The organism is Maribacter aquimarinus, from assembly GCF_047345505.1.
GTDB lineage: Bacteria > Bacteroidota > Bacteroidia > Flavobacteriales > Flavobacteriaceae > Maribacter.
Genome location: NZ_JBLFEO010000036.1, coordinates 1 through 12,928, shown reverse-complemented (window position 1 = coordinate 12,928; position 12,928 = coordinate 1). Strand labels below are relative to the sequence as shown.

The 12,928-nt window shown below is 50.6% G+C and carries 10 protein-coding genes and 1 pseudogene; all 11 read left to right on the top strand.

What is annotated here, in order from left to right; translation table 11 throughout:
* Nucleotides 1-518 precede the first annotated feature (518 nt).
* Nucleotides 519-1,844, top strand: coding sequence for a flippase (locus ACKWCC_RS17705; protein ID WP_413997303.1), 1,326 nt, complete (start codon nt 519-521; stop codon nt 1,842-1,844).
* Between the two features lie 132 nt (nt 1,845-1,976).
* Nucleotides 1,977-3,248 (top strand): O-antigen ligase family protein, encoded by a 1,272-nt coding sequence (locus ACKWCC_RS17700; RefSeq protein ID WP_413997302.1) that lies wholly within the window; start codon nt 1,977-1,979, stop codon nt 3,246-3,248.
* A 306-nt stretch (nt 3,249-3,554) separates the two neighbouring features.
* On the top strand, nt 3,555-5,411 hold the full coding sequence (gene asnB, locus ACKWCC_RS17695; protein ID WP_413997301.1) for an asparagine synthase (glutamine-hydrolyzing): 1,857 nt from the start codon (nt 3,555-3,557) through the stop codon (nt 5,409-5,411).
* A 428-nt stretch (nt 5,412-5,839) separates the two neighbouring features.
* Nucleotides 5,840-6,002 (top strand): annotated as a pseudogene (locus ACKWCC_RS17690) (LbetaH domain-containing protein); the annotation flags it as partial.
* A gap of 114 nt (nt 6,003-6,116) precedes the next feature.
* On the top strand, nt 6,117-7,298 hold the full coding sequence (locus ACKWCC_RS17685) for a glycosyltransferase (RefSeq protein WP_413997300.1): 1,182 nt from the start codon (nt 6,117-6,119) through the stop codon (nt 7,296-7,298).
* A gap of 140 nt (nt 7,299-7,438) precedes the next feature.
* The gene (locus ACKWCC_RS17680) at nt 7,439-8,653 is read left to right on the top strand and encodes a glycosyltransferase (protein WP_413997299.1); all 1,215 of its coding nucleotides are present in this window, start codon (nt 7,439-7,441) and stop codon (nt 8,651-8,653) included.
* A 55-nt stretch (nt 8,654-8,708) separates the two neighbouring features.
* The gene (gene wecB, locus ACKWCC_RS17675) at nt 8,709-9,830 is read left to right on the top strand and encodes a non-hydrolyzing UDP-N-acetylglucosamine 2-epimerase (protein WP_413997298.1); all 1,122 of its coding nucleotides are present in this window, start codon (nt 8,709-8,711) and stop codon (nt 9,828-9,830) included.
* Nucleotides 9,830-11,041, top strand: a complete 1,212-nt coding sequence (gene wecC, locus ACKWCC_RS17670; protein ID WP_413997297.1) for a UDP-N-acetyl-D-mannosamine dehydrogenase — start codon at nt 9,830-9,832, stop codon at nt 11,039-11,041. The genes wecB and wecC overlap by 1 nt, the downstream gene beginning before the upstream one ends.
* A 27-nt stretch (nt 11,042-11,068) precedes the next feature.
* Nucleotides 11,069-12,142, top strand: a complete 1,074-nt coding sequence (locus ACKWCC_RS17665) for a glycosyltransferase family 4 protein (RefSeq protein ID WP_413997296.1) — start codon at nt 11,069-11,071, stop codon at nt 12,140-12,142.
* Between the two features lie 7 nt (nt 12,143-12,149).
* Nucleotides 12,150-12,785: a CatB-related O-acetyltransferase gene (locus tag ACKWCC_RS17660; protein ID WP_413997295.1), complete on the top strand. Its 636-nt coding sequence runs from the start codon at nt 12,150-12,152 to the stop codon at nt 12,783-12,785.
* A gap of 10 nt (nt 12,786-12,795) precedes the next feature.
* A partial coding sequence (locus tag ACKWCC_RS17655) for a polysaccharide biosynthesis protein (protein WP_413997321.1) occupies nt 12,796-12,928 on the top strand: 133 nt, incomplete at its 3' end.

Below are 12,928 nucleotides of genomic sequence, written 5' to 3'. Positions count from 1 at the left end.
CCACCTTGCAAGTGTTGTGCATCCCTAAAACGCGGGCGAGCCTCGGGCAGAAACACGGCAATGAACCCAATAATCTGGAAAGTTTGTTTTAAAAGTGCCATTTGGGGCCCAACTTTTCTTTGACAGAGCTCACCAGGCGCACTTTCTTGATCAATGTCCGTCCCCCTGGGTTTTGGCCGCATGCTACCATTTGGGCCAATGGTGTACCCCTGGGTCTTGGCCCTTGGCCGCAAATAGCGGGGGCATGGACACAAGCGCCACCCAGCGTCCTCTGGGATCACTTTTTGAAAAAAAGCGGGCACCTCCGGTATTTTTGTGTTTTGGATGGCCCCACCGGATAACATATTGCCTTTTTTTATTTAGTTTCGCCCCCGCCAACCGTTGGCCCACAATATGTTTAAGAAGATAACGTTCTGTACCCTTGCAGCAGCAACACCAACCCTACCACCTTATGTCCAAATTCCATTCTTGGCCCACGCCATTTCCCTTGACCGCATCTTCCCATCCATAAACGCCCCATGCTAGAAAAAGTAAAGACCATATTCGCTGGCCAAGGCTTTAAAAGGTATTTCCAAAATACGTCTTGGCTCATGGGGGAACGCATCCTACGCATGGCCATTGCCCTGACCGTGGGGGTGTTGGTCACCCGGTATCTGGGCCCTGAGGAATTTGGCGTACTAAGTTATGCCCAGAGCTTTGTGGGACTTTTTGCCGCCTTCAGCTCCTTGGGGCTCACGGACATTGTGACCCGGGAACTCGTAAAGGACAAGACAGACCATTATCCCCTACTGGGCACGGCGTTTATCTTGCAAACGGCAGGCTCTGTCTTGATCATGCTGTGCTTGGGCCTCTATGTGGCCCTTAACGACCATGGCAGCTTAACCAATACCATCATCCTCATTTTGGGGGCCATGACCTTTTTACAGAGCTTTAACGTCATTACCACCTATTTCAACAGCCAAGTCCAGAGCAAATGGGCCATTATTCCTGCCTTCATCGGCATTGTTTTCTCTTCCATCCTCAAGTTGGTGGGGATTGCCCAAGATGCCCCGCTCCTCTATTTTGTATGGACCCTCTTTTTTGATGTCGCCTTTTTGACCCTGGGCCAGCTGTATTTTTACAAAAGGGCGGGGTTTACCCTTTTAGAATGGAAATTCAATGCCGCCCTGGCCAAGCGGCTGCTGCGGGACGCCTGGCCACTGATCTTGAGCACCATTGTCATCTCCATTTACATGAAGATCGACCAAGTGATGATCAAAGAAATGCTCTCCAGTGCCAGTGTGGGGCAATATGCCGCCGCGGTGCGCCTTAGCGAGGCCTGGTACTTTATCCCCATGATTATTTGCACCTCCTTGTTTCCCGCCATTCTCAATGCCAGGGAACAAAATGAAAAATTGTATTCTACACGGCTTTCCAATCTGTACGACCTTATGGTCATCTTGGGCCTGTCCATAGTTTTGCCCGTACTGCTCTTGGCAGATTGGGGCATCACCTTTCTCTATGGCCCCGATTTTGATCAAACGGCCAGTGTGCTCAAGATACATATTTGGGCCGGTATTTTTGTCTTTTTGGGCGTGGCCAACCAAAAATGGTTCATTAGTGAGAACCTCCAGTCCTATAACGTGGTCTGCCTGGGTCTGGGGATGGTGCTCAACATAGGCCTCAATTTGCTTTGGATCCCCAGTTACGGTATCCAAGGCGCTGCCTTGGCCACCTTGTGCTCCCAGGCCTTTGCCTCGGTGCTGGCCCCCTTGTTCTTTGCAAAGACACGACCTTCCTTTTACAGGATGCTCCGCTCGCTATTGTTTGTCAATATCCTTAAAAAAGCATTTCAAGGGAAATGATTGCCGCTGAGTCCTTAGGGTTGGTTTACCAAGGGTAGCCCTGGATGTAAACGAAAAGATGGTTTTCAACTTGAGCCTGTACGGCACCTATTTTTTTATGGGTATGGAACAGAAACCTTAACTTTGTGCTCTATGAAGGATTATGTGCACTTATTAAAGCATACGGACATCATAGGTTTGGGCCTGTTGTTGCTGTTCTTGCTCAATCCCTTTTCCCTGAACATCTACATTGGCTATGTGCTGGTGCTCTACTTCATTGCCGTGCGCACCAAGAGCCTGGCCATAGAATTTGATGCCACCGCCCTGGTGCTCCTTGTTTTCTCAGTGGTCTATACCCTGTTTGAGTACCAGCTGTACCCCCTAAAGAACAAGCAGTTTCTCATTATACAGACCGCTTTTCCCATGTTCTTTTATCTTTTTGGAAAACGCCTGCTCACCTCAAAGCACAGCCAAAAACAGGCCCTGCTGCTGCTGCTGCTGCTGGGACTTACCTATAGCCTCTCTGCCGTGGCCACCATCCTTGCGGATTTGCAAAAGGGCGGCTTTGCCCAGGTCAATCGGGATTTTAAATATATCTGGGACGGTACCAGGATCTTGGCCACTGGCCTGGCCGGTTTTCTCATCTATAACATTACCTTTCCCAGCCTGATCTTGAGCAAGAACAAGCTCATTAACCCCTTGGAACGGGCGGTCTTGGCCGGGGTCTATCTGCTTACCATCATCTGTTCCTTCCGCCTGGGCAGCCGCACCCTGATCGCGCTCACAGTGATGGCCCTGCTCTTTGCCGTCCTCTACCAGATCATCGTCCTACAGGGGAAGGAAAAGTTTCGCTTTGTGGGGGCCCTGTTGGTCCTGGGCTTTGTGGTCGTGAACTTTGTGGAGATCGATCTCAAGGCCGATTACTTCTCTACCTTGGGCTCCCGCCTCAGCGAGGGCACCTCCAGCAACGAGAGTGCCGGGGGCCGTACCCAATTGTGGAGCCACGCCTTTGAAAAAATGTTTGAGTTTCCCTTGGGCTGGATATCCAATGAATACGCGCACAACATGTGGTTGGACACCGCCAAGGACGCCGGCACGCTGGCCTTCTTTTTTTTGGTGATCTTCACCGTGATCGCCATTAAAAACACATTAAGGGTGCTGCGGGTGGGCCAAATAGACATCAGCCTAAAACTGACCTTGGCCCTCTTTACCCTAATGAGCCTCATCTACTTTTTTGTGGAGCCCATCTTAAAGGGAAATCCCTATATGTTCTTTTTCTTTTGCCTCTTGACCGGGCTGCTAAAAAAGACCTTGGAGCTCTACGGTGTTCCGGCCCAGGAACAACAGCATAGGCGGCGGGGAGCCAATGCCGCCGGGCCCGCCCAAGGACTGCCCAAGAGGGCCCCCGAAACCCAGCGAAACTAAGGTATGGAACGCACAAGGCTTCTCCCCTCACCAAGGCCCCCCAAGCTGCCGGCAGCGGGGGCCCCTAGGCTCTCCGGGACCCCCAGGGCGTGGGCCAGAACCGCCCCTGGTGCCCCATGCCCTCACGGCCAGTGCCATGGGGCCACCGAAAAACAAGGGGACAAGCTGGCGCCGCACACTGTTCTTGGTCCGGAAACCACTGATTTTCACTTGGCCACGGCCTTGTTCAAGAAAAAAGACCCCGGCACCAATAAATGGGCAGATTCATCGTTTTTAATGCAAACCAATAACTAACCCTGATACCCTATGTGCGGAATTCTAGGCACCCTACCCCCCACCGATACCGAAGCCTTTACCCAGGCCCTACATACCCTGACCCACCGCGGACCCGACAGCTTCGGGGTGGAACAGTTGGGCGGAGCCGCCACCTTTGGGCACAAACGCCTGTCCATTCTGGACCTCTCTCCCAAGGGCCACCAGCCCATGACGGACGCCAGCCAGCGCTATACCATTACCTTTAACGGGGAAATCTTTAATTACCTGGAGCTCAAGAAGGAACTGGAGCAACTGGGCCACGGCTTTACCAGCACTTCGGACACCGAGGTTCTGTTGGCCGCCTACAGGGAATGGGGCCCAAGCTGCATTAAACGCTTCAACGGGATGTGGGCCTTTGCCATTTTTGATCGGGAGACCCGGGAGTTGTTCCTTTCGCGGGACCGCTACGGACAAAAACCCTTGTTTTACGCCTGGGTGGAGGGCAAATTTATCTTTGCCTCTGAAATGAAGGCCATTTTCCCCTTTTTAAAGCGGCGCGAAGTGGCCGATGACTTTCATTGGATGAAAAAGAATGTCTTTTACTACGAGGCCACCGAAAAATGCCTTATCAAAGGCATTAAACGCTTTCCGGCCGGGCACCATGGCCGGCTGCGGGACGGAAAACTCACCTTGGAGCGCTACTGGAACACCCTGGACCATTTGCCCACCGTGCCCAAAACCTATGAGGAGCAGGTGCTGCGTTTCCGCGAGCTCTTTCTGGATGCCACCAAACTGAGGATGCGCTCCGATGTTACCATTGGCACCGCGCTGAGCGGCGGCCTGGACAGCAGTGCCACCATTGGGGCCATGGCCCACTTGGCCAAAAACAACAACAGTTATAGCGATGATTGGCAGCACGCCTTTGTGGCCGCCTTTCCCGGCACCCCCCTGGACGAGTCCAAATACGCCCAAATGGTCACCGACCATTTGGGCATAGGGGCCACCTTTGAGAACATTGAGCCCCTGGGGCACTGGGATAAGCTGGAGGAGTATTTCTATTTGTTCGAGGACCTCTACATTACCTCCCCCCTGCCCATGATCATGCTCTATGGGGCGGTAAAGCGCAACGGGGTCACGGTGACCCTGGACGGCCACGGGGCCGATGAACTAGTGAGCGGCTACGCCCAAGGCACCTTGGAGAGCCTCTGGGACGCCCGCTGGGACCTAAAGCGCACCAAGGACCTCTTGAACATCTACCAGGAATCCATGAACGAGGACAAGGTGCAGTACCAACGCGTGCCCAGCGCCAAGGTATATTGGGACTACATGAGCCGAAAGTGGGGCAAGAAACTGTTGGGACGGCCCATGCCCTCCGTGGACAACCAACATCCCAACTTCAATCGGCTGGACAACCACGCCCAGTACCTGTACGCCATGTTCAACGAAAACATCATGCCCACCCTGCTGCGCAACTATGACCGCTACAGCATGATCAACAGCGTGGAGATCCGCATGCCCTTCATGGACTACCGCTTGGTGAACTACACCAACGCCCTGCCCAGCAGCAGCAAGATCGGAAAGGGCTACGCCAAACGCATTATCCGGGATGCCATTGACCCCTACCTGCCCAAGGAGGTCACCTGGCGCAAGACCAAAGTGGGCTTTAGCACCCCCATTGTGGATTGGATGCAAAATGAACTTTCGGAATGGTTCATGGACACGGTCCATGCCCAGGATTTCTTGGACTGTACCCTGGTGGACCGGCCCAAACAGTTGCAAAAGCGCATTGCGGCCCTGGTAAAGGGCGAGAACAACCAGTTCTCCGAGGCACAGCGCTGTTGGACCGCCCTATCGCCCTATCTATGGGAAAAGGCAGTGCTAAAAAGAAACCTTACCGATAAGCCATGAGCATGTTGGGTTCCCTAAAAAAAACGATCTTATCCGTACCCCTGTTTTTGGAGGGCCTGCTCCTCCTGAGACGGCATGGCCTGAACCTTACCCAAAAAGTACGGTTGGCCCGGGGCAGCCGTATTGGATTTTCAACCCAATTGGAGGGCAAAAACAGGGTGGGGGCCAAGAGTGGCCTTTTTGGCTGCCGCTTGGGTTTTGGCAGCTATATTGGCAGTCATAGCCACTTTGAGAAGACCAAGATTGGCAGGTACTGTTCCATTGGCAGCCACATACGGTGCATTTTTGGTAAGCACCCTACCCGGGATTTTGTCTCCACGCATCCGGCCTTCTTCTCCAAACAGCACAGCATTGGATTTTCTTATGTGGACCAGAACAAATTTCAAGAGCATGCGGTTTCCAAAGACGGGGACGGCCACGCCATTGTGGTGGGGCATGACGTTTGGATCGGGGACAACGTTGCCCTGATGGAGGGCGTTACCATAGGCCACGGCGCCATTGTGGCCGCCAACGCCTTGGTGACCAAGGATGTGCCCCCCTACACCATCGTGGGCGGCGTACCCGCCAAGGAGATAAAAAAACGTTTCCCCGAGGAAGACAGCCACTTTCTGACCCAATTGCAATGGTGGGACAAAGGCGAAGCATGGATTGCCCGGCACGCCCCATATTTTGAAAACGTACAGCTTTTGATAAAACACCTAAAAGATGCCTGAGTTTTTACCCGCCATCGTGGTCGTGGCCTATAACCGGCCCCGCTCCCTACAGAGGTTGCTTACCTCGATCAACAAGGCCCATTTCCCAAACCAGGACATTCCGCTCATCATCAGCATAGACCGTGCAACGGACAACCAAGCGGTACTGGCCCTGGCCCAAGCGCATCCCTGGCCGCATGGGGAAAAGAAAGTGCTGTACCAAGAGGCGAACCTGGGGCTTAGAAAACATGTGCTGCAATGCGGGGACCTGACCAGGGCGCACGGCAGCATCATCATGTTGGAAGACGACCTCTACGTGTCTCCCCTCTTCTATGAATACGCCGTACAGGCCCTGAATTTTTCGGCGGACGACCTGCGCATAGGAGGGGTGTCCCTCTACAATCACCAGCTGAACGTACATGCCCGGAAGAACTTTGCCCCCCTGGAAGATGGTTATGACAACTGGTACTTTCAATTTGCCTCTTCCTGGGGCCAGGCCTGGACGGAAGACCAATGGTCACGGTTCCGGAACTGGTACGCGGAAGATCACCACCTGGCGGCAAATGCGGCCATTCCACAAAACGTTAGGGATTGGTCTGAAAAATCCTGGCTAAAGTACTTTATCGCATTCTTGATCGAGACCGACCGCTACTTCCTGTATCCCAAAATTTCACTGACCAGTAACTTCAGTGATACCGGAACCCACGTGGGGGAAGACAGCACCGCCTTTCAGTTGCCCCTGTTGTACGCCCATAAAAAACAGTACCACTTTAGCCCCTTGTCCAAAAGTGGGGCCGTGTACGATGCGTTTTTTGAGAATACCGCCCTGGCCGATCATTTGGGCCTGGAGCGGAAAGCGCTCTGTGTTGACCTGTACAAGTACAGGAGTCCTTCCGAACTAAAGGGATACCCCTATGTGCTCACCGGACAGCAACTGCCCTACCAGGTGCTAAAAACCTTTGGCCGATCGTTGAAACCCATGGACGCCAACATCTTGGAGGATATTGAAGGAAATGACCTTGCCCTGTACAGCACCGAAAGCCCCGGTCCCGGCCACGCGATGGAGCACAACCGCTTTAGGGAGTTGAGCTACCATTTAAAAGAAGTGAAACGCAACGAGGCCTTTATCCTATGGAAACACTTGGCCAAACGAAGGGCCAAACATCTGTGGAAAAAATTGACCGGTTTAAAATAAGGGAAAATGGCCGCCGCAATGCCCCTGAGATGGGGTGTTCAACGAAATTTACGGCCCGCCATCCCAAAAACTGGCCCATTCACAAATAGATTGTAGCTTTGCACCCTGAAACCAAAAACCAGCCCGGCAACCCAAAAACAATGACCAACATCCTATATGTTAGCACCTTATGCTCGGAAAGGACCAATGACTACCTTTTTAGGACAGCCCTTGAAAAGCCCATACAATCTGCCCAAAAATTTCACCGGTTGATTGTAAAGGGACTGGGCCACCATGGAAACACCAAGGTAGATGTGCGCTCCACCGTACCCGTGGTGCCCAGCAGGCATCGTAGGAAATTGTGGATGGTTAAGAGCCAGGTGGAAGACGGCATTGCCTATCGTTATTTAAGCTTTCTAAACATCCGGGTACTAAAAAACATAACGCTGTTCTTCACTTGCTTCTGGAGTGTGGCCTTTTGGTCCTTAAGGCGGTGGAACCAAAAGCGGGTCATGGTTACGGATGTACTGAACCTCACCACCTTGACGGCATTCCTATCGGCCAGTAAGCTTACCGGGGCCCAATCCATTGGCATTGTCACCGACATGCCCAACCTTATGGTCTCCAGTTCTGCCAAAAACAGGGGGAAATTTTCCACCAGCTCCCTGAGCTTTTACTTGATCCGGCAGCTCAATGGCATGGTGCTGCTGACCGAACAAATGAATGCGGCCATCAACCCAAAAAACAGGCCTTACATTGTTATGGAGGGACTGGTGGATGTACGGATGACCGATTCCGAGAACGAGTTGGGCGCCAAGCATGCCAAGCGAACCATCCTCTATGCCGGGGGCCTGCACGAAGAATACGGCATCAAGTGCTTGATCGAGGGGTTCATGATGCTGGAAGACACCGACCTTGAACTACACCTTTTTGGGGTTGGCCCCATGGTGGAGGACATAAAGCGGTATGCCCAAACGGACCGGAGGATCGTCTTTCATGGCATGGTGGCCAACAATATCGTGGTTGCCGCCCAACTGAAGGCAACATTATTGATAAATCCCCGTTTTTCCCACGAGGAGTTTACCAAATATAGCTTTCCCTCCAAGAACATGGAATACATGGTTTCCGGCACCCCCGTCTTAACCACGGCCCTGCCCGGGATGCCCAAGGAATACGGGGAGTATGTTTTCTTGTTCGAGAAAGAGGACGTCCCCGGGATGTATAACGCGCTAAAGCGCACCCTGGCCTTGGGCAGGGAAGAATTGCACGAAAGGGGAACAAGGGCAAAGGCCTTTGTACTGGCAGAAAAAAATAACCTAAAACAAGCGGATAGAATTCTTTCATTGATTGATACCGTGCTGGGGAAACAAGCTTGAGACTGGCCTCTTCCCCGGACATGGTTCTTTTGGTGGACCCTTAAAAAAGAAAGACGTGAAAAAAAAGAACCTCATTATTTTTGGAACCCGGCCAGAGGCCATTAAAATGGCCCCTTTGGTCAAGGCTTTTCAACGATCGGACGCTTTTGAGACCAAGGTCTGTGTCACGGCACAGCACAGGGAGATGTTGGATCAGGTACTGTCTTTCTTTGACATTGTGCCCGATTATGACCTCAATGTGATGAAACCGGGACAAAACCTGTACGGGCTCACGGCCACCATCATCACCGGGCTGCAGCCGGTACTGGAAGAATTTGCCCCGGACTATGTCTATGTGCACGGAGACACCACCACCACCATGGGCGCCGGCCTTGCGGGCTTCTATGCCGGGGCCAAGGTGTGCCATGTGGAGGCCGGCCTGCGCACCTTTAACAAGCGCTCTCCCTTTCCGGAGGAAATGAACCGCTCCATTACCGGGCGCATTGCAGATTACCACTTTGCCCCCACCCCCACCTCCTATGACAATCTGATACAGGAGAACATTTCCAAGGACAACATTCTGGTCACGGGCAACACCGTGATCGATGCCTTGATGGAAAGCAGTGCACGGGTACAGGAACTGAAGGACCCGGAGATCGATGCCCTGAAACAGAACTTGGATTTTGACAAAAAAATAGTCCTGGTCACGGGGCACCGCAGGGAAAACCACGGGCAGGGCTTCATCAATATCTGCAATGCCTTGAAAACCATTGTGGAAACCCACCCCGGGGTGCAAGTGGTGTATCCCGTGCACCTAAACCCAAAGGTACAGGAACCGGTGCACCGCATCTTGGGCGAATTGCCCAGCATTAAGCTGATCGACCCCCTGGCCTATCCGGCCTTTGTATGGTTAATGAACCAAGCGCACTTGATCATAACCGACAGCGGGGGCGTACAGGAAGAGGCGCCCAGTCTGGGCAAGCCGGTGCTGGTGATGCGCGACACCACGGAACGGCCCGAGGCCGTGGACGCGGGCACCGTGATCTTGGTGGGCACGGACACCCAAAAAATTGTGGACGAGGCCCATGCCCTGCTCAGCGACCAGAACCGCTACGAGACGATGAGCCGGTTGCACAACCCCTACGGGGACGGAACCGCCTGTGAACAGATTGTAAACTTTATAACAAACCTAAGATAATGCAACAACCAGAAGTAGTCATGATCGGCCTGGGATACATTGGCCTGCCCACGGCGGCCCTCATTGCCCAAGGCGGAGCCCAAGTGCACGGAGTGGACATTAACCAGAACGTGGTGGACACCATTAACCGCGGCGAAATACACATTGTGGAGCCCGATCTGGGCCAGGCGGTGCAACAGGCCGTTGGCAACGGCAACCTCAAGGCGGCCACCAAGGCCGTGCCCGCCAATACCTACATCATTGTGGTGCCCACCCCGTTCAAGGACAAGAACGAACCGGACATTTCTTTTGTGCAATCGGCCACGGAAGGCATCATTCCCCTGTTAAAGGAAGGTGACCTCTACATTATAGAATCGACCTCTCCCGTGGGCACCACCCAGAAAATGATGGAGGTGATCTATGCGGCCCGCCCGGAGCTCAGGGACAAGCTGTACATAGCCTACTGCCCGGAACGCGTACTGCCCGGCAACGTCATGCACGAGCTGGTACACAACGATCGGGTCATTGGTGGCATCGATGCTGCTTCTACAGATAAAGCCGTTGCCTTTTACGGGGCCTACGTAAAGGGTGCCCTGCACAAAACCAATGCCCGTACGGCCGAGATGTGCAAACTGGTGGAAAACTCCTCCAGGGATGTACAGATCGCCTTTGCCAACGAGCTTTCCCTGATCTGCGACAAGGCGGACATCAACGTTTGGGAACTGATCAACTTGGCCAACAAGCACCCCAGGGTGAACATTCTGCAGCCCGGCTGCGGTGTGGGTGGGCACTGCATTGCGGTAGATCCCTATTTCATTGTTTCTGACTACCCCATGGAATCCAAGATCATTGGCACGGCCCGGGAGGTGAACAACTATAAGTCTTTTTGGTGCGCGGAAAAAGTACAGACCGCCAAGCTGCAGTACGAGCTGGAACACGGCCGCAAGCCCAAAATTGCCCTGATGGGGCTGGCCTTTAAGCCCGATATCGATGATCTGCGGGAATCTCCCGCCAAATATATTGTGCAACGTGTGCTGCAGAACGCCAACAATGAAGAGTATTACATTGTGGAGCCCAATATTGACCAGCACCATGTGTTTAAGATCACCGATTACCAAGTGGCCTACGACAAGGCCGATATTGTGGTGTTCTTGGTGGCCCATAAAGAGTTTAAAACCCTGAAGAACCCTGGCGAAAAATTGGTTTTAGATTTTGCAGGGGTAATAAAATAACATCTTTTTTTCCTTATTACTTATTAGATGCCAATTAAAGTACTTTTTGTTTCTTACAAGTTAATGAGCTATCGCATACCCATATTCGAGAGAATTGGAAGTAATGATGATATAGATTTAACAATACTGCATTCCGGTAAACACTCAGGTTATGTTACATCATCGTTTAAAGAGGAAATCATTGATTTCAAAAAAGTGGGGCCTTTTACCTATTACAACGATAGTTTTAAAAAATATGTAGCCAATAGTGATGCCGTTGTATGCATGTTTTATCTGATGAACCTCTCATTTATAAAATTAGCATTAAGGAGAAAAAGAAGTTACAAACTTCTTTATTGGGGCATTGGAGTGCGAGCTTCTTACAATTCAGAGTTCGATTCGCCCACCGCGATGAATTATTTGCGTTATTTCATTGCCGGGCGAAGTGATGCAATGTTGTTTTATTCGCAATATGCAAAAGAGAAGTACGTCAAAAAGGGAATAAACCCCGAGAAAATCTTTGTGATGCCGAATACGGTTGAAGTTCTACCCAAAAGTTCGACGCCCATAATCAAAACATCTATAATATTTATCGGAACCTTATATAAACAGAAAAAAATATTTGAATTACTGGACGCCTATAAATATGCATTGGAACGAATGGGAAATAGTGTTCCGAAATTGGAAATTGTTGGCGATGGTGCTGAATTTGAAAATATTAAAAATTGGATTGGAGCAGAAAAACTAACAACAAAAATAGAACTCCATGGAGCGATTTATGAAGAAAAAGAGCTAAAAAAACTATTTGAGAAATCGTATGCCTGTATTTCTCCAGGACAGGCCGGACTGTCAGTATTGAAAAGTTTTGGCTACGGGGTACCGTTCATCACACATAGAAACGCAATAACCGGCGGCGAACGATTAAACATCAAAGATGGTGTAAATGGATGTTTTTTTGACGACTACAATGAACTTAAGGACATCATTATTAATCTTACCAATGAAAAGGATAAGTATATAAAAATGGGGGAGAACGCCAAGCAGTTCTATGATTCAGAGAGGACTCCTGACGTGATGGCCAATGGATTCATATCGGCAATTTCCTTTACCACTAAAAAATAACTAACAGATGAAAGTATACTTGAACTCCCTTTTCTCTATTAAGAAATTATCTTACCCCCTACTATCTCCCTTGGCTTTTTGGACCAGAGACTCGTCTTTTACAAAGACTTCAGAAATACGCATGTTTGCAGTTTTATACAAATCAAAAATTGGCAAATACACCAGAGTAAACGCAAACTGTAAATTGGTTTTTACTACAGTAGGCAACTTCACAGCTATTGGCAAAGATTCCATTTTAGGTTTAGGACGCCATCCGTTGGACCTTATTTCCACTCATTCCATTTTTTATAAAAACAATAGAATGAGGAACGACTGGGTATCGCCGATTGAATTTGAACAAAATTTACCAATCAAAATTGGCAATGATGTTTGGATAGGCCGGAATTCCACAATAATGGACGGTGTAACCATTGGAGATGGAGCGGTTGTGGCAACAGGTTCTGTGGTAACCAAAGATGTACCACCCTATGCAATAGTTGGTGGTGTGCCGGCAAAAGTCATCAAATTCCGATTTGACGAAATGACTATAAATAAATTAATTGGGTTAAAATGGTGGTCTTGGAATGATGAAAAAATCACTAGAAATAAGGAACTGTTCAATAAAAAAAATCTAAGTGTAGATGACCTTGAAGGAATAATATAAAACAATAAGAATGTTCAAAAACAAAACCCTTCTCATTACCGGCGGCACCGGCTCTTTTGGCAATGCCGTACTGAACCGTTTCTTGGAGACGGACATTAAGGAAATACGCATTTTTTCCCGTGATGAAAAAAAGCAGGACGACA

Excerpts from the sequence above, each read along its gene's own strand:
- ACKWCC_RS17680 (WP_413997299.1), top strand. The coding sequence starts at position 7,439 with ATGACCAACATCCTATATGTTAGCACCTTATGCTCGGAAAGGACCAAT.
- wecC (WP_413997297.1), top strand. The coding sequence starts at position 9,830 with ATGCAACAACCAGAAGTAGTCATGATCGGCCTGGGATACATTGGCCTG.
- ACKWCC_RS17660 (WP_413997295.1), top strand. The coding sequence starts at position 12,150 with ATGAAAGTATACTTGAACTCCCTTTTCTCTATTAAGAAATTATCTTAC.
- ACKWCC_RS17705 (WP_413997303.1), top strand. The coding sequence starts at position 519 with ATGCTAGAAAAAGTAAAGACCATATTCGCTGGCCAAGGCTTTAAAAGG.
- ACKWCC_RS17700 (WP_413997302.1), top strand. The coding sequence starts at position 1,977 with ATGAAGGATTATGTGCACTTATTAAAGCATACGGACATCATAGGTTTG.
- asnB (WP_413997301.1), top strand. The coding sequence starts at position 3,555 with ATGTGCGGAATTCTAGGCACCCTACCCCCCACCGATACCGAAGCCTTT.
- ACKWCC_RS17685 (WP_413997300.1), top strand. The coding sequence starts at position 6,117 with ATGCCTGAGTTTTTACCCGCCATCGTGGTCGTGGCCTATAACCGGCCC.
- ACKWCC_RS17665 (WP_413997296.1), top strand. The coding sequence starts at position 11,069 with ATGCCAATTAAAGTACTTTTTGTTTCTTACAAGTTAATGAGCTATCGC.